Source organism: Herpetosiphon llansteffanensis (genome assembly GCF_003205875.1).
In the GTDB taxonomy this organism is placed as follows: domain Bacteria; phylum Chloroflexota; class Chloroflexia; order Chloroflexales; family Herpetosiphonaceae; genus Herpetosiphon; species Herpetosiphon llansteffanensis.
Window position 1 is genome coordinate 157,177 of record NZ_PUBZ01000092.1, and the last position, 21,213, is coordinate 178,389.

At 53.4% G+C, this 21,213-nt stretch carries 21 protein-coding genes and 1 riboswitch; all 21 genes read right to left on the reverse strand.

All coding sequences use genetic code 11. The features are described 5' to 3' along the window. Positions 1 to 14 precede the first annotated feature (14 nt). On the reverse strand, positions 15 to 1,187 hold the full coding sequence (metX, locus tag C5S61_RS12195) for a homoserine O-acetyltransferase MetX (RefSeq protein ID WP_110515327.1): 1,173 nt from the start codon (positions 1,185 to 1,187) through the stop codon (positions 15 to 17). Next, positions 1,184 to 1,555 (reverse strand): hypothetical protein, encoded by a 372-nt coding sequence (locus C5S61_RS12200; RefSeq protein WP_110515328.1) that lies wholly within the window; start codon positions 1,553 to 1,555, stop codon positions 1,184 to 1,186. Before C5S61_RS12200 ends, metX begins: the two co-directional genes overlap by 4 nt. A 123-nt stretch (positions 1,556 to 1,678) precedes the next feature. After that, a complete protein-coding gene (locus C5S61_RS12205) occupies positions 1,679 to 2,959 on the reverse strand; it encodes a homocysteine synthase (protein ID WP_110515329.1) in 1,281 nt (426 codons plus the stop codon). A gap of 151 nt (positions 2,960 to 3,110) precedes the next feature. Further along, a riboswitch (SAM riboswitch) is annotated at positions 3,111 to 3,218 on the reverse strand. Positions 3,219 to 3,370: 152 nt separating this feature from the next. Then, entirely contained in the window at positions 3,371 to 4,081 is a 711-nt protein-coding gene (locus tag C5S61_RS12210; RefSeq protein ID WP_110515330.1) for an ABC transporter permease, read from the reverse strand. Between the two features lie 270 nt (positions 4,082 to 4,351). Further along, positions 4,352 to 5,122: an ABC transporter ATP-binding protein gene (locus C5S61_RS12215; RefSeq protein ID WP_110515331.1), complete on the reverse strand. Its 771-nt coding sequence runs from the start codon at positions 5,120 to 5,122 to the stop codon at positions 4,352 to 4,354. Between the two features lie 96 nt (positions 5,123 to 5,218). Then, complete coding sequence (locus C5S61_RS12220; protein WP_110515332.1) at positions 5,219 to 6,241, reverse strand: thiopeptide-type bacteriocin biosynthesis protein; 1,023 nt, start codon at positions 6,239 to 6,241, stop codon at positions 5,219 to 5,221. A gap of 25 nt (positions 6,242 to 6,266) precedes the next feature. Then, on the reverse strand, positions 6,267 to 7,265 hold the full coding sequence (locus C5S61_RS12225; RefSeq protein ID WP_110515333.1) for a lantibiotic dehydratase C-terminal domain-containing protein: 999 nt from the start codon (positions 7,263 to 7,265) through the stop codon (positions 6,267 to 6,269). After that, the gene (locus C5S61_RS12230; RefSeq protein WP_110515334.1) at positions 7,262 to 9,952 is read right to left on the reverse strand and encodes a lantibiotic dehydratase; all 2,691 of its coding nucleotides are present in this window, start codon (positions 9,950 to 9,952) and stop codon (positions 7,262 to 7,264) included. Before C5S61_RS12230 ends, C5S61_RS12225 begins: the two co-directional genes overlap by 4 nt. Positions 9,953 to 9,963: 11 nt before the next feature. After that, complete coding sequence (locus C5S61_RS12235; RefSeq protein WP_110515335.1) at positions 9,964 to 11,160, reverse strand: M50 family metallopeptidase; 1,197 nt, start codon at positions 11,158 to 11,160, stop codon at positions 9,964 to 9,966. Continuing rightward, positions 11,153 to 11,875: a nitroreductase family protein gene (locus C5S61_RS12240; protein WP_110515336.1), complete on the reverse strand. Its 723-nt coding sequence runs from the start codon at positions 11,873 to 11,875 to the stop codon at positions 11,153 to 11,155. The genes C5S61_RS12235 and C5S61_RS12240 overlap by 8 nt, the downstream gene beginning before the upstream one ends. Next, positions 11,872 to 13,704 carry a nitroreductase family protein gene (locus C5S61_RS12245; protein ID WP_110515337.1) on the reverse strand — a complete coding sequence of 611 codons (1,833 nt, stop codon included), beginning with the start codon at positions 13,702 to 13,704 and terminating at the stop codon, positions 11,872 to 11,874. The genes C5S61_RS12240 and C5S61_RS12245 overlap by 4 nt, the downstream gene beginning before the upstream one ends. Beyond that, positions 13,701 to 14,519, reverse strand: coding sequence for a TOMM precursor leader peptide-binding protein (locus C5S61_RS12250; protein ID WP_110515338.1), 819 nt, complete (start codon positions 14,517 to 14,519; stop codon positions 13,701 to 13,703). Before C5S61_RS12250 ends, C5S61_RS12245 begins: the two co-directional genes overlap by 4 nt. Positions 14,520 to 14,536: 17 nt before the next feature. Then, positions 14,537 to 15,850 carry a YcaO-like family protein gene (locus tag C5S61_RS12255; protein ID WP_110515339.1) on the reverse strand — a complete coding sequence of 438 codons (1,314 nt, stop codon included), beginning with the start codon at positions 15,848 to 15,850 and terminating at the stop codon, positions 14,537 to 14,539. Between the two features lie 12 nt (positions 15,851 to 15,862). Next, positions 15,863 to 16,384, reverse strand: coding sequence for a hypothetical protein (locus tag C5S61_RS12260; RefSeq protein WP_110515340.1), 522 nt, complete (start codon positions 16,382 to 16,384; stop codon positions 15,863 to 15,865). 143 nt (positions 16,385 to 16,527) lie between these two features. After that, the gene (locus tag C5S61_RS12265) at positions 16,528 to 16,716 is read right to left on the reverse strand and encodes a thiocillin family RiPP (protein ID WP_054532982.1); all 189 of its coding nucleotides are present in this window, start codon (positions 16,714 to 16,716) and stop codon (positions 16,528 to 16,530) included. 37 nt (positions 16,717 to 16,753) lie between these two features. After that, positions 16,754 to 16,942: a thiocillin family RiPP gene (locus C5S61_RS12270; RefSeq protein WP_110515341.1), complete on the reverse strand. Its 189-nt coding sequence runs from the start codon at positions 16,940 to 16,942 to the stop codon at positions 16,754 to 16,756. Positions 16,943 to 16,979: 37 nt separating this feature from the next. Next, on the reverse strand, positions 16,980 to 17,168 hold the full coding sequence (locus C5S61_RS12275) for a thiocillin family RiPP (protein ID WP_110515342.1): 189 nt from the start codon (positions 17,166 to 17,168) through the stop codon (positions 16,980 to 16,982). Positions 17,169 to 17,206: 38 nt separating this feature from the next. Beyond that, entirely contained in the window at positions 17,207 to 17,395 is a 189-nt protein-coding gene (locus C5S61_RS12280) for a thiocillin family RiPP (RefSeq protein WP_110515343.1), read from the reverse strand. Positions 17,396 to 17,433: 38 nt separating this feature from the next. Beyond that, the gene (locus C5S61_RS12285; RefSeq protein WP_110515343.1) at positions 17,434 to 17,622 is read right to left on the reverse strand and encodes a thiocillin family RiPP; all 189 of its coding nucleotides are present in this window, start codon (positions 17,620 to 17,622) and stop codon (positions 17,434 to 17,436) included. Positions 17,623 to 17,660: 38 nt separating this feature from the next. Next, positions 17,661 to 17,849: a thiocillin family RiPP gene (locus C5S61_RS12290; RefSeq protein ID WP_054532982.1), complete on the reverse strand. Its 189-nt coding sequence runs from the start codon at positions 17,847 to 17,849 to the stop codon at positions 17,661 to 17,663. A 203-nt stretch (positions 17,850 to 18,052) separates the two neighbouring features. After that, positions 18,053 to 21,205, reverse strand: a complete 3,153-nt coding sequence (locus C5S61_RS12295; protein ID WP_110515344.1) for an AfsR/SARP family transcriptional regulator — start codon at positions 21,203 to 21,205, stop codon at positions 18,053 to 18,055. Positions 21,206 to 21,213: the final 8 nt, after the last annotated feature.

Below are 21,213 nucleotides of genomic sequence, written 5' to 3' on the forward strand. Positions count from 1 at the left end.
GGCGTTGTTTCTTTTTAGCTGCTCAAGCTCGCAAGCCAATCGCTCAACGGCGGGGTGAGTTGGCTATCTTCAAGCAAAAAGGCATCGTGGCCTTTGGTGCTATGAAAGGGATAATGCACAACGCTGCGGCCCGCTGCCTGCGCCGCTTGACGAATACATTCGCCATCACGCTCAGGGTAGAGCCAATCGCTGCTCCACGTTGCCACAAAAAATTGGGCTTGGGTATTGGCAAAGGCTGCATCCAACCCACCAGGCTGTTGACTCAAATCAAAATAATCCATTGCTCGTGAAATCACTAAGTAGCTATTGGCATCAAAGCGCTGCACAAAAGCCCGACCTTGATAATCGAGATAGCTTTCAATCGCGAATTCTGGCTGATGGCTCCATTGCGGCCCTTGGCTGTGTTGCCAGCGCCGATCGAATTTTTCTTCCAAGGCTTCGGCGCTAAGATAGCTAATGTGGCCGATGCGTCGCGCCGTTGCCAAGCCATTAACTGGGCCAGCAGTGCCATAATAATCGCCAGCCAACCAAGCAGGATCGCTGACAATCGCTTGACGACCAGCTGCACTCAAGGCCATGGCCAGCGCCGATGAGCGGGCGGTGGTGGCCAAAGCAATGACACCCCGCACCCGATCGCCCCAATTTGCTGCCCATTCAAGGGCTTGCATGCCACCAAGCGAACCACCAGCAACCGCCAACAAGCGTTCGATACCGAGCGCATCAAGCAAACGCACTTGGGCTGCCACCATATCGCCAATCGTCAAAACTGGAAAACGGCTACCCCAATGCGTGCCAGTGTGTGGGTGCAACGACGATGGCCCTGTTGAGCCACCGCAACCACCTAAAATATTCGAGCAAATCACAAAATAGCGTTCGGTATCAAAGGCGCGGCCTGGGCCAATAAATGGCTCGCACCAGCCAGCTTTGCTATCGTGAACACTATAACGGCCAGCGGCATGGGCATCGCCCGAAAGCGCATGGCACAGCAAAATCACATTTGAACGATCGGCATTCAGCGTGCCATAGGTTTCGTAGCTCAACTGCCACGGCGCAGGAATCAAAGCGCCGCTCGCAGTGCGAAACGGCTCAGTAAAGACATGCAGGTGGGGCGTTACAAAACCAACCGACCGTCCCCAAGCTGGTTGGGTAACGGTCGGTACATCGCCCAAGGTGACGGTATCGGTCATAGCCGCGTACCTCCTTGGCGCAAGCGGGCGGTTTGTTCGTGATAGTACCCGATGATCGCATCGACCATGCTTGAACCGCACTCAACTGCATCCGCTGGTAAATCGCGGACGGCAGCCCCCAAATCAGCACAGCTAGCAGCCAATTCGGCAAGCATTCCACTAACATCGGCCATGGTGCTGGACGCAGGGGGCGTTGCTCCAGCTCGCTGCGGCACGGCGCGGAGTTGTGCCACAGCCCAGCGATTGTGGGCTACCAATTGTTCAACTAACGGGGCTGGATTTGCCGCTTTGGCCTGAGCAAGCACTGTCGTAACAAACTCGCCATGAGCCGAGCGTAAAGGTTTGAGTAAATCATGATTATGCGACATCGGGAACTCCTTGGTCTGTGGATGCTCAGCAGCAGTTGAGCATCCACCCGTACATATTTCGGTTAGGGTCGCAACTCCCTGGCATGCAGCAGTTCAACACACTCTCACTGCTGGCACGAGCGATTAAGCAAGGGCTTGTTCCAAATCGGCGAGAATATCGTCGATGGCTTCAGTACCCACTGACAAGCGGACGTAATCGGCGGTCACGCCAGTTGCCAAGCGTTCTTCGTCGGTCAATTGTTGGTGCGTCGTAGTAGCTGGGTGAATCGCCAACGACTTCGAATCGCCAATGTTGGCCAAGTGCGAGAACAATTGCAGCTTGTCGATAAAGCGCCGACCAGCGTCCAAACCACCCTTGACCCCGAAGCCAATCAAGGCCCCAGCACCCTTGGGCAGGTATTTTTGGGCCAATTCGTATGATGGATGGCCGGGCAAACCTGGGTAGTTGACCCATTCGACATTCTTATGTTCGCTCAAGAACTTGGCCACAGCTGCGGTATTTTGCACGTGGCGTTCCAAGCGCAGGTGCAGGGTTTCCAAACCTTGCAACAGCAAGAACGAGTTGAACGGGCTGAGACATGCGCCAAAGTCGCGCAGCAATTGCACCCGTGCTTTGAGAATGAAGGCTGGTGCACCCAAATCGGCAAACCGCAAGCCGTGATACGATTGATCAGGCGTGGTGTATTGGGTGAAGCGACCGCTGGCAGCCCAATCGAACTTGCCTGCATCAACAATCACCCCGCCAATCGTCGTGCCATGGCCACCAATAAATTTGGTCGCCGAGTGCACTACGATGTCTGCGCCGTGCTCGATTGGCCGCAACAAGAATGGGGTTGCAGCAGTGTTATCAACAATCAACGGCACGCCAACTTCATGAGCAATTTTGGCAATCTTTTCAAAATCAGGAATTTGCAACTTGGGATTGCCAATGCTTTCCAAGTAGAAGGCTTTGGTGCGATCGTCAACAGCAGCGCGGAAGTTTTCGGGGTCGGTCGCATCGACGAAGCGGGTTTCTACGCCCCAACGTGGCAAGGTATGGTGCAACAAGTTGTAGGTGCCACCATACAAGTTGGTTGCTGAAACAATGTTATCGCCAGCTTCAGCCACGTTCAAAATGGCGAATGTTTCAGCTGCTTGGCCCGAAGCCACTGCCAAAGCGCCAATCCCGCCTTCGAGCAAAGCAATGCGTTGCTCAAACACATCGTTGGTTGGGTTCATGATCCGGCTATAGATGTTGCCAGGCTCGGCCAATGAAAACAGCGCCGCAGCATGGTCGGTATCGCGAAAGGCATACGAGGTGGTCTGGTAAATTGGCACAGCCCGCGAACCAGTGGTTGGATCTGGTTTTTGACCACCGTGGAGTGCTAAGGTTTCGAATCGGGTGAATTGCACTTCGTCTGCCATGATCAGGACTCCTTGTAGATAATCTTCAATGCTACGGTTGTTCCGATTCGCGCCATTGCGACCCCAGGCGACACCGCCTATGAACAAAAAAACCTCTCATCAGGTGATGAGAGGCTGTTAGTAACCATCGAAAGATAGGTTTGTGCGCCGCCCCTCATCTCCCAGAATCATTCTGTCGGAATTAGCACCAGGCCGAACATTGCTGCTCGCGGTTGCCGGGGTTTCATAGGGCCGATCCCTCCACCCCTCTGGATGAGTTACGCAAGTGATATTTATTTGTATGGGCTATTTATAACATAGTTAAACAGAATTGTCAAGAATCAATTTCAAGTTACTTAACAATCTCACTCAACAATCAAAAACCGCCACTAGAAGATTAATCTAGCAGCGGTTTTGTGGCTTTCTAATCAGCTATTCCCAGCGAAAGAGTTTGGCTGCCGAGCCAAGGCTAGCCACGGTCAATAGCGCTAACACGGCCAAACTGGGCCAGATATTGAAACTTAATCCGAGCCAATTTGCTTCGAGCAACTGCACCAAATGGCGTGCAGGAACCCATGATCCAATCTGTTGCAACAGGCCGGATTTGCCGGTATTGCTCGAAACTAGCACCACCGCCATGGCACCAAATACCAAAATACTGATCACTTGAATGCTGCGGGTGTTGCGAATGCGGCTGCCAAGCAAGGCTCCCAGCGCCGAAAAGGCAATCGCTCCTGCCAGAAAGCTGATAGCTAAACCAAACCAATTAGCAGGCAAGGGCAATTTCAACACCACAATGCTGAGGATCAACACCACCAGCCCACCCAACAGCACCAATAATAAGCCAACCAAGGCTTGGGCCAATAAATAGCGCATTGGCGAGATGGGGGTGATTTGCAAACGCCGCAACATGCCACGCTCACGATAATTGACCAAGCTCATGGGAAAAGCCATAATGCCAAAAATCATCGGGCCAAAGGCCAACATCATCAGAGCATTGGCGGTTTGGCTCGGGCCTGAGGGCATTTGCAAGCCCAAAATCAAGGCCATCAAAGCCGGAAAAAAGACAATAAAGCCAAGGTTGGTCAGATCACGCCCCATCAAGCGCAATTCAGTGCGTACAATTTGCCAAAAAGCGTGCATACTTCCTCCTGAATAGGTGCAATGGTTGATCGGTTTCGTTATCCACAAACTTACTGTCAAAGCTTGGTTTTCACCAAAGGTTGCTGATTACCACCCTTCCGTCCCGCCAGCGGGAAACGCAGGGGGCTTTAATCCCCCTGCACCCCCTCAAGGGCAATCCGCGACCAAACCACATTGGTTGATGAACCTGCGGATTGGTGGTGCGAAGGGGTTGGGGCTGAGAAGCAGATAACGGTTATGCATCCGATCAGCCATTCCAATTCGTTGCAATTAATGGGCGGGCTGGCCGATCAAGCGCAAAAAGACATCTTCAAAGGTCACTCGTTCTGGGTGCGGCAGGTCGCGGCTGGGGGCTGGCTGTTGGCGCAAATCGTGTTGATAGGCCGCAATCATGCGATCTGGCGTATCGAGCGCAATCACCGTGCCTTGATCGATTACGGCAATGCGATCGCACAAACGCTCAACTTCTTCCATAAAGTGGGTCACGAGCACCACGGTTTTGCCGCGCTTGCGTACATCTTGAATTAAGTTCCAAGTAATGCGCCGCGCCTGGGGATCAAGGCCAGTAGTCAATTCATCGAGAAAAACAATTTCTGGGTCGTGAATCAGGCTGAGGGCGATAAACAAACGTTGTTTTTGGCCGCCAGAAAGATTGGCAAAGGCGGTTTTGGCTTGCTCGGCCAAGTCCCATTCTTCGAGCACTTTTTGCCAAGGCCGCGCTTGAGGATAAAACGAGCCAAACAATTGCAAGGCTTCAGCAACCGTCAGTCGATCGGGCAAGGTCGCTTGTTGCAGTTGCACGCCAATTTTGCTGCGAATATACTGACCATGCTGCTGCAAATCGCGGCCCAAAATTTGAATCGTGCCAGCAGTGGCGGGCCGGAGGCCAATAATACATTCCACCGATGAGGTTTTGCCCGCCCCGTTGGGACCAACAATGCCAAAAATCTCGCCAGCCTCGACACTAAATGACACATCTTTGACTGCTTTATGCTTGCCATAGTGTTTTTGTAGCTGTTCTACGACCAATACTGGAGCCATAGCTTCCTCCTTGATTTAGGTATGTTGCTGGCTCCATTAAACAATTTAGCCTCCCGCAAAACGAGAGGCTCAGCGATACCAAAAGTGATACAAGTTCTAGCGCGGCTCTAAAATCAAGGGCACGCTGATTAGCTCGGCAGGCAGCTCGGCAAGCAGCACGCGATACAACATATACAACAATTGCAGCTCTTGCATAATGCTCAGGCCCAAACGATTTTGCACCAAATGCAGATAATTGGGCACAAACAGCAAGCCAGTTAATGGATATTGGGCCACAATCGCTGGCAATTGGGCCTGATAACGCCCAAAATGCTCGATCACGCTCGATTGCAAGTGCTGGTTGGCTTCAGCAGCTTGTAAATCGGCAAAATGGTTGTGCAGATGCGCGCGCCAATCAGCAAACAACGAATACTGATTATTATGCCGTAAACTGCCCAAACGCTGGCGAATTGCCGGAGCTTGACGATCAAAATGCTGCTCCAAGCCACGCATAAACGCCGCCCGATCACCAACGACTTGGCCAATCCAATAATCGAGGTAGCTGCGCACAATCAAGGCTTGCACAGAGGGATCAGGGCTAAATTGCTCCAGCAGATCATGCACTAATTCGAGCACCCAAAACGAGCGTGCCACGCCGCTCCCAGCGCTGGCTTGCAAGACCCGCAGGCAAATTGTGCTGGAATAGGCAAAATGTTGTTCGGCTAAGGCCATGCCCAGTTTGCCAGCATATTTGGCATACTCCGGCTCGTAGGTCAAATCGCGCAGATAGCCAGCAGCATACAATTCATCAATCGCTTGCGGCGTGTGCTGCAAACCAACGGTCGCTGCATGATCTTGGAAAAAGCGCAACAGCTCTGCATCAAGCAAGGGATCGATCGTGGCAGCACGGTTTTCGGGCGGGCTTTGATAGCGCAAACGCACATGGTAGCCGCCCTCGCCGTAGCGAATAAAAAACCAGCGATCGATATGTGGGCGCAAGCTGCCGTGCTCGCCAAAGGTGCGTTCCCAATCGATCAGCATTTGGTCGCAAACTTGGCGCAGATCGGGCTTGGTTGGAGTCGGAGTGTTGGGTGGCTGCAAAAATACTTGGCGATAGTGCCATTGGCTTGGATTCGGCATCGGATTCCCCTTTCCAGCGCAAAAATCAATATTGATTGACCAGCAGTTGTTGCAAGCTTTGCTCGGGCTGTTGTTGGCGCTGGCGCTCTAGCGAAAGCAACAGGCTACACAAATGGGCTTCCTCGGCGATGCTAATGCTCAGGCGATTGTGGGTCAGGTGAAATAGGGCTGAAAGCGCTGCATAGCTCGAAAAGGTCAATTCTTGCTGTTGATCACGTTTGATCACCGGCCCAGCATAGCGGCGCAAACCCTCCAGCCCAGCCTGCACAACAGCGTGCAGCGCTTCGGGCAATAAACTTAAGCGCTCAGCCAAAGGTCGTTGATGAAAACGCCAATTACGCTCCAGCGATTGCGCCACCAAGGCATCGGATTGTTGAATAAACTCGCCTGGAAACTCAAAATAATCGACCCACGTTTGGCGCAATCGTTCAAGCAAGCGGCTAATTTCGATGCTTTGCAAAAACCCAGCATGCAACAGTTCATCCAAAAAGATGCGGCTGAAGATTTTGCGCGTCACCAAATCGGTTGTATGTGGAATCACATCGAGCGTGCTGCGGGCAATCGCAGTTTGCAAGGCATAGTAATGGTGCAAATCTGCGAGCGAATCGTGATCGCGGCCAATCGCCAAGTCGTGGCTAATTTCCAGCTCAACTGAGCCAGGTTGGGCCAAGGCACTGACATCGGTATCAAGCCCTAATTTGCGATTGAGAATCGCAGCTTGAGCCGAAAGTGGTTGGGCCGCACCACAAAGCTCTGGGTTTTGGGCAAAATAGGCCGTAAAACGCTCGCGAATCAAGGGAACCGCAAACTCGCGCAAGACGTGCTCATCGGCAAAACAGGCGATTCGCAGCTGGTAGCCGCCTTCGGAAAAGCGCAACCAGGTAATAAACTCGATCTGTTCGCGCAATTGATCGAACAGCGGGGTCCAGGCTTCGGCAAGCAAGCGATCAGCCCGTGGATCGTATGGCTCATCGACTCGCTCTGGGCTGTAGTAGATTTTGCCATTCAGCACAGCGAAACTCATTGGCCACCTCCCCGATTGAACTCAACCTGAAATTCAATCACATATGCTTGTTGATCGAGGTCAAACCACTGCTGCTGCGGGCTGGGCAGCATTTCTTCGAGCGTCAAGCTCACCTGATCATCGGCGATCACATGGCGCAACATCTGAATGCTGAAATAATTTTCAAAATCCAGCGCAAGTGGTTTGTGGTTCGTCCACATATTGAGATGCTTGCTGCTGAGTGGCCGTTGGATGCGCACAAAAACTTCACTTGGCAAGCCAGCTTGTTCGGCCCAGCTATACCAATTGAAAAAGCTCAAAAATTCGTCGTTGGCGACGCTGCTTGGGATGGCTGCGCTTGGCACATTCCAACTTTCGCGTTGCAAAACGAGGCGGCCAATCCGCAAGCGTGGCGTATGGCTGATGGTGCTCGCTGAGTGCTTAAGCGCCACCAGCGTTTGCTCACGCGGGCGCAATTGCTCCATGTGATAGCTGCTGGGGCTGAGTTGGGCCAGCACGCGTTGCAAAATTGGCAACGAAACCATGTGCAAAAAGCCCATGTAGAGCGGCAAAAGCTCTTGTTGGCTGCCATCGGCGGCGCGACCATACACCCGCAATTGATCGGCAACTGGGTCGTGGGCAAGGCTCAAAGCGCCAACGCCATGCTGCGTGGTTTGGTTGCGATAGGTTGGCTCGTCGGGCGGCACAATCACGTTTGCGGTAAATGGCACATGCACTTGGGCATTGTGTTCGAGAACCGAAACGATTTCGGCTGGCAACGCTTGGCTGGCTTGGGCTTGCAATGGTTGCCATGCCGATTGAACGTAGGTTTGCCAGCTTGGATCGGGCAAGAGGCTCAAATAGCGGGTCAGAAAACGCCCAAAGCCAGGCAAGGTGTAATTCAAGGCCACCAAATAATCGCCTTGCTCAAGCGCTGCTTGGCTACTCGCGGCGACCTGAAATTGAATGCTGGTCGAGCCATAATGATTATGTTGACCAAAATCAGCTGCCAACTGCCAAAATACCTCGGGATCAAGCACCGTTTCGCGGGCTTCAGGTGCAGCATCAAGCGTTTGATGCAAAAACTGGCCATAGCGGCGTTGGCGCTGCTGAATCGCGCTAATGCGTGGCATCGGCAGCTCGGCTGTGTTGGAAGAAAGCCGATTGTATTCGGGCGCAAAACCCAACAGTGCATCGGTCTGGCCGCCTTCGCCAAAGGCATGGGTAAAAATATCGAGCAGCCAACTTTGCGAGGGGCCACGGCCATCGCGCTGAAAGCCACATTCCAAGACCGGAGCCAAATCGCTGGCCAAGGTGTTGAGCAATGGCTGGCCCAAGTGAACGGCCAGATCATCCCAGACCACATCTTCGACGATCAGCTGGCCAAGTTGGCTGCTAGTTTGCTGTACTTCGGGTGCAAATGCCAGAATCTGATCGATGGTTTGGCGCATCTGTTGCTCAATTTGCCAGCGCTCGGCAACTGTGGCGTGAGCATAATGCTGGGCTGCTTCAGCCAACGATTGCAATAACTCACGCACCTGGCCAGCCTCAGCTGTGGGAATGTGAGCCAATTGCTCAGCCAAAGCCAACAATGGGTCTTGATAATCAGAAGGTAAATCCAAATCGTAAAACAACAAGCCGCTAGTAATTAATTGATTGAGGGTTTGGCTCAATTTGGCGGGATTGAGCGTTGGATGCTGGGTTTGCAGCAGCTCAGTCAGATCAGCATAGCTCCATTGTTGCTGCGTGGCAAAGGCAGCCACTACGCTATCGAGCAAAGCCGAACGCTTGCCACGCCGTTGCCACGAGGCAAAGAATTGATTGGGATCGTCAAGTTGTTGGCGTAGCCGCGAGAACACCAAATCTTCGCCAGCAACAAAGCTGCTGGGATTCAAGCGCAATGGCAGGTAGGCGTTGATTGCTGGCACCCGCACCAAGGCTTTGCGAATTGCGCCAACCACCGAGCGCCGAAGTTGGCTGACCGCCCGTGCTTGCGGCGTTTGGCCTTTAATCGCGATTGGTTGAGCCAAATTAGGCTCAGCCGAGCCAAGCACCAACGGGCCAAAATGGCTGAATGGGCTGGTTTTGCTGGCCATGCGCATCAAATATTGGTAAGCGCCGACTTCGGTTTTGCGTTCGCGGCTGCGCAATTGGCTTGGGTCGGCGTTGATATAGCGCGGCAAGCTGCTGGCCAAGGTTGAGCTTGCCACTTGCACGGCCTTTTGAAAAGCAGGCTGGGCGTAGCTTTGTTGCAACAAGCGACGTTTGGCTTGCAATTCTTGTTCGAAGGTTTGGCGCGCTTCACGCCAAGCCCGTTGCAATTGTTGCAAACTGCGCCGAAAACGCAACACTTGGCCGCGCAAACTTGGATGATCGAAGCCGCGCAAGCTGGCAACATCGCTGAGCAATGGCAAACGACGATTGAAAATATCACGTTTCAAGGCCACTAAACTACTTTTGAGCGGGCCTTGGGTCGTGCCAATTAATGTGTACAGCAGATCAACCAGCGCCTGGGTGTGGTTATCAAGCCAGCGTTGTTGGCGCAAAATTCGCTGAAACAGACCGATTGTGCGTTCGAATTTGAGCTGGTGTAGCTGGTTGTAGCTGGTTCCACCTACGCGCACTAGCACAGGCGAAGCAGGCTGCCAGCTTGGGCGAGCCGCTTGCTCAGCGGCGATCACGATGCTTGATTGATACAAATCAGTCATGGCCAAGCTCCTTATAGCGCTGCGGCGTACATCCGCACAATCGTCAGGCCATAGCTGGCAAAATGCAGCCCGAGATTGGCGACAAAGAAAATCGTCCAGATCAACGAAACCAGCGCATACAGGTTATAGGCCCATTGCCAGCGCCCAGTTTGTTGCTCGCTGAGCGGGTCGATAATCGGCGCACGGCCAAACCAAGCGCGAACCTTGTTGCCGATGTTGCGCACCGTGCGTTGGCGCAAATTGGGCTGCTCCAGCAGATTGGTCATAATCCAATAGCCATCCATGCGCGAAACAAAGGGGTTGAGATTGATCAGAAAGAGCAAGGCCGGAATGCCACTGTAGGCCAAAGCAATCGCATAAATCAAGCTATCGCTAGGCAACAGCCAAAGCAAACTGGCAATCACCCCAAACCAGAGCGCATCGACCAACGGGCCAGCAGCAGCCACCGAAGCCCGTTTATATTTGCTGGAAACACGGTAAATATCGCTGGTATCGGTGAAGAAAATTGGAATAAACCACCAGAGCAAGCCCATGCCAAAGCCTGCTGGCTTGGCTCCCGCCATTTTGCAGGCCACGGCGTGGGCCAATTCGTGGGTTGCAATCTCGGCCAAAAATAGCCCAAAGATCCAGAAAATTAGCTGTTTGTTGGCATCAGGGTGGGCTAACATCAAGGGCGAAACCAAAATCACGCCTTTGGCAATGATGTAGCTCAAGCCAACCCCAAGCAGGCCAACAATCAACAACCAGGTGGCCGGATTCCACCACCAGCGCCGCCAAGCCACCACCCGATCAATCACCCCATCGCCGCGAATCAGCGTCCAATACAAGCCGCTACGACGACCCAAACGCGGCGCATCAGCAGAATCGGGCGTAGTGTTGGCCCAGGTTTCATGCACCAGCAAGCGATGGCGAGCACATAAATCGCAAAAATGGCGAATCTTTTCGAGGCTCACGGCGATGTTATAGCGTTGCTGCAACTCAGTTTGGAGCTGCTCGATTGAGCGCTGGCCATTGAGCAATTCGAGAATCCGCACGCCAATCACATTGGTGCGCAAAAACGACGACGAGGCGGCGCGGCCAACCACATATTGGTTGGTTTGCTGCTGGCTGAAGGGCGAAACATGAACATCATCAACAACCTGCGGGCGATATTCTGGGCTGGCCTCAAGCGCAGCAAAGTCGTTCATGGTTAGGGCTGGGTTAGTCATGGGTTTGCTCCTTGTGGGGATAGCCAACAGCAAAGCCGATTAAGACGTGAGTTTGATAGCTATCAAAACCCAGCCAACGGGCTAGTTGTCCTTGAATTAAGCTGCCGGTCGCGCAACCAATCATGCCGACGCGCTGCGCTGCAACATACAAGCGTTGCAACTGAGCGCCTGCATCAAGCAAGGCCTGGCGATAGCCGCGATCACCAGCTTGGTTGATTGCATTGGGCAGCGAACTAAGCACTAAGACAATTACTGGCGCTTGCAAAAACTCGCGCTGGAAGCAATAGCGCTGCAATGGCTCCTGCGGATCGGCGGTACGCAGCACGGCCAATTGATGGGCATTGGGATTGTAGGCATAGCCACCCAACGCCAGATCAGCTGAGTTCAAAACCAACGGCGCAAGCAAACTCACTGGCTTGGTTGCTTGGTTAAGCGGGCGGCTGGCATACTCCAAAAAAGTTGCCAAATCGGCCAGATTAATCGGGCGCTCAGCATATTCGCGCAGGCTTTGGCGTTGATCAATCAACTGCTGATAGCTCAATTGGGTTGGGTAGGCCGCTGGTAAGTTAATTTTGGCCTTGGCTTCAAACAAATCGGGCCACCAATCGCCTGCTGGTTGGTTAGGCTCAGGCAGAGCATTGCCCCGTTGCAGGCTCGTCCATTCATGCATATAGGAACTGGCACTCACACCAGCACCAAAGAAATGTTCGCTCATTGCAGCACCTCTGCATTGGGCGCAACCAGCCGCAGCACCAGCAACGGGGTTTCGCTTGGGCTATAGACCTGAAGAACATCGCGCAATTCTTGATCGTAGAAGACGCTGATTTGCTCGACTTGCCAGCCTGCTGCGCCAGCCAACAATTCAATTGATTGGGCGGCTGCACCACAATCGTAGAGCGCCAAACGATAGGATTTTGCGCCATACTTGGCTTCAACGCGACCAATTGCCACCGTCAGCACCAGCAAGCCCAAGGTTTGCGAATCCAATGGATCGGCTGGAAAAACCTTGGCAACTTCGTCCCAGCTGAAACTTGGCCGAATCGCTTCCAGCGTGGCTTCATGCTGGTTAAGATGATAGATTCCTGTCGCCAAACCGTTGAGTTTATGGTTGAGCAGATAGACTGTTTGCGAGGCCATATTGCCGCCCGACGGCACAAAGCGCTGGCCAGCACCAAGCGTTTGGCTGGCGGGCTTGCGCACAAATGCTTGCTCAAGCAACCAAGCCAAGGGCGCAATCGAGGCCTGAATCGGCAGCTGCGCACTAATATCAAACGCTGAATCAGGTTGCCATTGGCCTTGCAATTGACTGAGGGCATGGTGTTGAACATTGGTGTAGCCCTTGGCTCCGCTAACAATCGCCAGCGCATTTTTTGGCGCATAATGTTGTTGATGGGCCTTGGGGAAAATCGCGTAGCTGCGTTCATCGGTGTTGGCGTGATACCACAAAGCCAAATTCTCAAAATGGCCAGCGCCAACCAACAAATCGCGCGGCGCATCAAGATTGGGCTGGCCGCACACTGGACAATGCACCAAACGATGAACCGATTGGGCCACAAACTCCAGTGAAACGGGGTCGAGCACATAGCGCACGCCGCCGGTAATAATTGGGCTCAAGCCAGAAATAAGGTTGCCAACCACAAGGCTAGCTTGGCTCAGTGCCAATTGTTCGTTAAGGCTCAAGGGTGCGTTTGGCTCGCTCAATTGCGGCTCGGCGCTCTCAACCGCTTCGGCGCAGGCATAACAACCAGCTTCATGGGCAAAGGTGGTTGGGCCAAGCTCAATATGCTGCGGGTGTAGCCACAAGCGGGTAAAGCGGGTTTGGGTCTGAATCGCCCGTTGATTGAGCGTCTGGGTTAGCTCAGTTTGGGCCGTGCTGGTCAACAAACAGATCAGGCCATCATTATGTTCAGCTAACCAGTGCTCAACTGCATCGAGCAAGCCATCGGCAGCTGGCACGTGCAGCTCTAATTCCAAATGTGGCAGCGCGTAGGTTGTGGTTGGAGCAACATTCGCCAACCAGGTTGCCCGCCCCAAGCCAGCTTGGGCCAATTGATGCAGCAAGGGCGCAACCAAGCGTTCGCCGCCAAGCAAGAGCAACGGCGTTGCCTGCAAGCGTTGCAGCACTTCATAACGATTGCGACAAATGCGAGTTTGGTCGACAAAGCGGCTGTAGAAGGCCAATTGTTGGCTGAAGGCCCGCGCTACTTGTGGATCAAGTGTGTTGCTTGGCAAGGGGCCTTCTTCGAGCACACCCTGCACATGCAACAGCTGCAAGGTATCGTCAATCGTGGCGGGCTTGAATTGGGTCAAGCGTTCGCCAATCGTTTCACGGCTGTTGAGGCCATTCAGCAAGGGCAATAATTGCGGCAGCAGATTGCGTACCGATTTGCCACGCAACACCACATCGTGCGGCCCGCCTAGCAACAACAACAATTGCTCGTTATACCAAACCCGCGCAATTTCATCGGAGATGCGCGGACGAGTTGGCATTTGCACCTGCGGATCGCCCTGCAAATGGGTGTGTAAATCAAATGCTTGGGTCATAATGCCACCTCGCGAGCTTGCAAGGCCAAGTTAGCCACAACCTGGGCCAACTGATCGCGGCCAATCCAGGTTGTATTCTGTTGGCCACCACAGGCTGGGCAGTTTTCAAATGGCTCGACATGGTTGCGGCTCACGCCAAGATTGAAGCTATCCCATTGGACTTCGCGGCCAAGTGCCAAGGGTGGTTGTTGGCCAAGCAAAAGGCGTTCTATTTCGGCCAAGCCATAGCTGGCAGCCAAGTTCGTTAGCGCGGCAATTGAGGGTTGAAACAACGCTTGTTGCTGTTGGCGCAAAAAGCCATCGCGCGCTTGCCACACATCGTTGCGGGTTTCGCACGAGCGCAAACGAGCTTGATAGCAGGCATAACAGGCGGTATGCTCGGGCAAAATCGTCGGCCCCAGCGTAATCTGCGAACCCCACAAACTGAGCGCAGTCCATGGTGTTGCTGCACGAAGGCTGGCTTGATTGAGCGCATCGGAAAGCGCTGGATAAGGCCGCTGCGTGATTAGCGCTGCTGCGTGATAGCGACTGAGCAGCAAACCCAAGCCGCTCGTCGCAAAAGGTCGCGCCAAAAGCTGAATTGGATAGCTGCTGGTCATTTGGCGAATCTGCTGCGAAATTTGGCTATGATCGGCGCTCGATAAAGCTGCAACTGTCACCAGTGCCAAGGGCAGTTGCCCCAAGCGGGCGAGCAGCGCTTGCGCCATCACTGCATCGGTTACCAATAGCAAGCGCGCCGAGCGTTTTTCGTGCAAACCTTGGGCAAACAGCCATTGCTGATGGGTTGCCACAAGTGTTGAATAAAGTTGATCCATTGGGCAATCCTTTCAAACTAGGCAAATGGCTGAGGCCAGTGGTTCAAATCGGCTTCGGCCAAAACTGGGTAGCCCATGCGCTCTGGCACGCTATACAACCGTGGCGTTGCCAAAAAGCGCGCATTATAGTTACAACTGAAGGGCATCAGTTGCGGCGCAATCACTTTGATCGTGTACAAACCAACTTCGCGCAAAGCTGGCAAAGTCAAATCGACCACAATCAGCTCTAGCCCAGCTCGCCGAAAAATATCGATCAGGCGTTTGGCTTCAACCGCCGGATCAGGATGATCGAGCCGTGGCAGCTGGCTGAGGCTGCGCCAGCTGGTTTGTTCAAATAAGAAATCAAAGGCGGGCGCGGTTGCTGCATCTGCATAGTAGGCAGCGCCATCGCTCAAGCGAATGAAGCTGCGATAATCTTTAGGGTTGAAGGGCAATGGTTGGCTCAACGAATGCTCGATGCCAATCCGCGAGGCTGCCGATTCGTCGAGCACTTTGCTGGGCAAGGCAGCCGGATTGGTGCGCGTGGCCGACATCACCATTGTGCGCAAGCGACCATGAGGCGCAACTTGCACCGCATACATCGTTGCAACACCAAGATCGGTAGTTGCATCAAAAAAATAGCTCTGAATATTTGCAGCTTGCACCCGACTCAAGCGTTCTTGGAAGGCTGGGTCTTGCACGTCACTCAAATCAACTTGGGGCAAGGCCAATTTTTGCCACCAGGCAATACTCAGGGCATCGCGTTCAATCGCCTCGCCAATGCCGGTGACAATTGCTTGTTCGTAGCTGGCGGCGAGTGCCGTGCCAGTCGAAATCGAGGTTGTAAAGGTTTCGCCAGCATATTCTGGCTGCATGCCAACATAGACCGCAATCGCTGGCACATACATCGGCTGGCCCGAAATCAGCGAGTAGCCTTCGACCCAGCGCATCCGTTCGCGGTTGCTCGGCGGAGTTGTAGGATTGGCGGGGTTGCGATATTCAGCATCGGAGCAGCGCGGAAACAATTCTAAATCAACGGCCTCGATGCCAAGCTCTTGACGGGTTGCCACCTCGAAGCGTTGATGGGCATGCTTGACATTGCAATAGCGTTCGAGGGCTTCACAATATGATTTCGCCTTGGCCCATTCACGTTCCAAAAACACGCCAGTACCAGCTGGTGGCTCGCTCATGGCAAGCTCGGCGCAATGCACATTGGTGTTAAAAACGGGAATCGCTGGATTGCCAGGCGTGCGCGGCAGTTCGGTCGCAGAACCCAAGATGCCAGTACGCGGATTCACCAACGGCGCAACCCTGGTCAAAATGTCATCAATTGATAAAAATGTCTTTGCCATGAGTACACTCCGTTAAGCAGATGCTTGATGAAGCTGCTGTAGCGAATCAATGGGATAGCTGCGAAACGATGAGCAGCGCAAGCACAGCGGGTCGCGGGGCAAGCGGCCTAATTGGCTGCTGCCATCAGCCCGAATCAGCAAAATGCGGGCGGCGAGCTGCTGCAACTGGCTATTGAGCCAACGAGCGGCGGTTTGCCAAGCAGGCAGCGCCAGCAGATAATCGCTGGGCGCAGGAGTTGGAAAAAGAGCGGTATAGCGTTGAAAACAATCAACACAGCAATAATCATCAGCGCCAAATAGTGGCCCAATCCGCAAGCTGCGAGCAAATGGCTGAAGCACGACCACCGGCAATGGAGTTGTGGCGACGAACGAGCGTAGGCGATCAACGTCCTCAGCCTGGTTGCCGCTGATCCACAACCAGCTTGCTGGGCGTTGCGTCGCCGCGTTGTGGTTGAAGCTCACGCCCAGGTCGGCAAGTTGTTCAAAGAGCGCTGCGTTTGAGGTCGAAGCATTCGCGGGCAAAAATCCATCCATCGTCATACTCCATTTAATCAGTCAAGGCCCCAGACCCTTGCGGTAGCCGGAGCCTGTGCTGAATAGTCATACTTCCACCATTGAATTAGGGAAGGTGCAAGCAGCAGAAGCAGATTTCTGCTGCCTGGCTCCCTTACACCACACTATTGAACTTCAGCTGCCGCCGTGCAGAAGGTGCTGACGGTACAGAGCGAGCCTGAGGTGCTGATTGAACCCAGCGATGAGATACAAGCAGCAGCGACGTTGGTTACATGCTCTTCCAATTCATCAGCAAACAATTCGGTTTCGTCGGCGGTCACTTCGGCATCGATCAAGTTTTTTACATCTGCCATGGGTGTAATCCTCACAATGTAGCTAAGAGAGCCAGGCTTATTGAATTTCGGCGGCGGCGGTACAGAAGGTGCTGACGGTACAGAGCGAGCCTGAGGTGCTGATTGAACCCAGCGATGAGATACAAGCAGCGGCGACGTTGGTTACATGCTCTTCCAGTTCATCGGCAAACAATTCGGTTTCGTCAGCGGTCACTTCGGCATCGATCAAGTTTTTTACATCTGCCATGGGTGTAATCCTCACAATGTAGCTAAGAGAGCCAGGCTTATTGAATTTCGGCGGCGGCGGTACAGAAGGTGCTGACGGTACAGAGCGAGCCTGAGGTGCTGATTGAACCCAGCGATGAGATACAAGCAGCGGCGACGTTGGTTACATGCTCTTCCAGTTCATCGGCAAACAATTCGGTTTCGTCAGCGGTCACTTCGGCATCGATCAAGTTTTTTACATCTGACATAGCGGCAATCCTCACAAACTAGAGTTGGCGATTCAGAACTATTGAACTTCGGCGGCGGCGGTACAGAAGGTGCTGACGGTACAGAGCGAGCCTGAGGTGCTGATTGAACCCAGTGATGAGATACAAGCAGCAGCGACGTTGGTTACATGCTCTTCCAGTTCATCGGCAAACAATTCGGTTTCGTCAGCGGTCACTTCGGCATCGATCAAGTTTTTTACATCTGACATAGTGGCAATCCTCACAAGCTAGAGTTGGCGATTCAAAATTATTGAACTTCGGCGGCGGCGGTGCAGAAGGTGCTGACGGTACAGAGCGAGCCGGAGGTGCTGATTGAACCCAGCGATGAGATACAAGCAGCGGCAACGTTGGTTACATGCTCTTCCAGCTCATCGGCAAACAATTCGGTTTCGTCAGCGGTCACTTCGGCATCGATCAAGTTTTTTACATCTGACATAGTGGCAATCCTCACAAGCTAGAGTTGGCGATTCAAAACTATTGAACTTCGGCGGCGGCGGTGCAGAAGGTGCTGACGGTACAGAGCGAGCCGGAGGTGCTGATTGAACCCAGTGATGAGATACAGGCAGCAGCGACGTTGGTTACATGCTCTTCCAATTCATCGGCAAACAATTCGGTTTCGTCGGCGGTCACTTCAGCATCGATCAAGTTTTTTACATCTGCCATTGGGTGGTGCTCCTAGTGGGCTAAGCTCTATGTATCAGTGTTTGTCAGCGTTGGGTGCGCACCTCGTTGTTGACAGGGCTATTACACCACAACGCCATGGCCCAAACTATCTGGCCAACGATAGTTAAACCGATATAAGAGCGATATATCGGCTATCACTCATCATTAAAAAATATTAAATTAGGTTTGCTTGAAGTGAAATGTTATAGAGAAATACGTTCGAGGCGTTTGCGGATGCGCTCAGCAGCGCTAACATTGCCCAACATGAGGTAGATGTCGATTAAGCGTTGGTAGGTTGGCTCGTGATACGGATCGTAGCTCAATAAACGTTCGGCGTAGGGGATGGCCTCGGCGATTGGGCCATACGCCAGCAATAATTCTAGGTATTCGCTGGTTGCAGTAACAAATTGGGTTAAAGCTTGCTCGCGCCAATCGAGCACCCATTCTGCATATGCAAGATCGCTCAGCAAATCGTCCTGATAGATCGCCAAGGCCGTTTGATAGGCGTGCAGGGCGGCGGGCATGGCTCCTTGCTGGCGATGCTGGGCGGCGGTTTGCAGCAAGCTCTGAAATTGGGCATAATCGGTGATAATCGTGGCTTGCGGATTGAGGCGCAAGCCAGCGGCTTCACTCAGCACAAAGGCCGAATTAGCGCCGCCGCTGCGTTCAGGCTCCAGCACGTGGAGCAAAGCGTTGAGGGTTACGCGTAATGCACCATCTGCTGCTTGAGGCGCAAGCTCAGGCCAAAGCTGCTCGATCACGGCTTCGCGGCTAATAATTCGTGGGCGTTGCAGCAGCAACAAAGCCAATAATTGACGTGACTTTTCGCGTGCCCACTCATTGGCATCAACCAACTCTGGGCCACGCCACAGCTGCAAACTGCCAAAAAGCTGAATCTTGAGCGCATAGCCTGGGCGTTGGCGAATGCTGGCCAAGCTTTGTTGCGCGATTTTACGCTGTTGGGTCGAAGCTTGTTTGACCACATCCAACAAGCGTTCAATGCTTGCTGCTGAACCATACAAGCCCAAAAGTTGCAACATCGCGCTTTGTTGCGAGGGCAGCTCTGCATATAATTTCCAGCAAATTGCTTCGAGCGCTGGGCGATCACGCTCGGCTAAAAATTGGGCAATCCGCTGGGCCGCAATCCCCGTGCGCAAGCCTAATTCAACCAACAACGTCGTCAACATTAAAGGCGTGGCATTCATATGGCGGTCGCCATCGCTCAAATAATCGCGCCAAATCGTGGTGGCTTCGCCAATTAACTGCGGGCTTGGCTGCAATTGCCAGCGGCTGGCCAGCTGCACGAGGCCAGCACGCAAGCGCAAAATTGGCGATTGAGCAGCTTCAATCATGGGCTTGGCCTGCTCCAAGGCCGCCAACGCACGACGATATTCGCCACAGCAAAACCATGCTTGGGCCAACATCAACCACATGCGTGGATCAGCGCCATACAACGCATCATCGCGAATCAGGCCGCGCTCACTGCTGGTTGCATCGTGCTGAGCTAATTTAATTTCGCCCAAACTGGCCCAAGCAAACGCTCGCAAGGCCAACAAACGATGGCGCATAATTGAGGGCAATGGCTCATCGCTTGGCTGTAATAATTGCTGAATCAAGCGCTCAGTCGTTGGCCGATCAGCTTCTAGCAAGGCCAGCCCAAGCTTGGTTCCCCGCGTTTGTAAACGGGTCAAACGCACACCATAGCGCTCGCTCAGCAGACTAGCTTGATCAGCCAAATCTTGGGCGACGAGCCGATCTTCAGGAGTCGAGCGGCTCATCAAGCAGGTTGCCAACAGATCCAACAAACTCATGCGCATGGCTGGCTCAGCCTGCACTTGCGGGTGTTGCAACCAGGCTTCGAGCCATTGAATACCTTCATTCGGCAAGGTCAAAATGGTATACAAGCCGCCGACAACACAAGCCGCCACCCACCGCCAAAAGAAGGGCAATTCGCTGTGAGCCAAACTTTGAGCTGTTGCCAAGGCTTTGAGATAGCGCCCGCGCTTGATCTGAAACAGCAACAAGGGAAATTTCAATAAATCGCGGCGTTGGCGATACCAAACAAAACTTTTGAGGCTAAAACTTTCACGGGCAGCGGCGAATAGCGCTTGCTCGTCGCCCTGCCAAAAATAGATTAAGCATTGTTCGCCAACCACCTGAAACGCCTCTGCATAGCGTTGCTCAGCTCGATAGGCTTGAGCAGCCAAAGCCAAGGTTTGGGCTGCCAACACTGGGTCGTGTTCGCGCAAAGCCAAGCCATGCACATGCAGCAATTCGCCACTTTGGCGCTCGTTGGCTGGCAATTGTTGCAACCATTGCAAGACTGGTTGCTGCTGCGCTAGCAAGGCCAATCCAGCCTGTTTGAGCCGCTCGACCACCTTTGACCATTGGCCCAAGCGGCACCAGAGATCAAGCGCCGCCTCATAATGCCCCTGCTGATCAAACCAAGTTGCTGCTTCGGTTAGCAATTGCTCGACTTCGGCCAACGGCTCTTGGCGTACAACCTCGAGCCAGAATGGCTCAAAGCGCCACCAATCAGCATGGTCGGGCACAACAAACAGGTTGTATTGCCAGATGCTCGCAGGATCAGGCGCGGCCATCGCCGTTAGCACTGCTTGATTGAAAAATGGCAACTGGGCGGCAAATTGGGCAGTTCGGCGCACAGCAGCGGGCAATTGCGCTAAAACATCATGCGCTAAAAAAGCGCCAATCGTGCCTTGATAACTATTTGGCAACGCTCGCCACAAGCGCAAACCAGCCGGCCAGCCATTGGTCGCCTGCCAAGCAGCCTCACGTTGGCTAGGATGTTGGCTTGGCAACAGTTGCGCAATTTCAGCAGCGCTAAACCGCAAATCAGCGGCGTTGAGTTGGCGATATTGGCCGCGCGCCGCCAAACTAGCCCAATCAAGCTGCGGCAATTGACGGCTACTGACAATCAGATGCACATTGGTTGGCGCAAAACGCAACACTTCTTGCAATATAGGCCAAGCGCTGGCTTGCAAATAGTGGCAATCATCAAGCACCAAAGCAATGCGGCGCGGAGCCAAGGTGGCCCAACAATCAAATAAATCGGCCAAACTGTTGATTGGCTTAATCAGCGGAAAGCGACTTTTGGTCAGATTAATCAGCACCCGCTGAAGTTGCTCGGCTTCGGTTGGGCTATTCAAGCCAGACCACAAACAATCGCCACCAAGCGTTTGCTGCATCCACTGGGCTAGCGCGGTGGTTTTGCCATAGCCCGCCGCCGCTACCACCACAGTTAAACGGCATGTCCAACACGCCTCCAATTGGGATTGAAGGCGTGGGCGTTCGATCAAATCGTCATTCAGTTGTGGATAATCACGTGTATGCTGCACAATTGCCA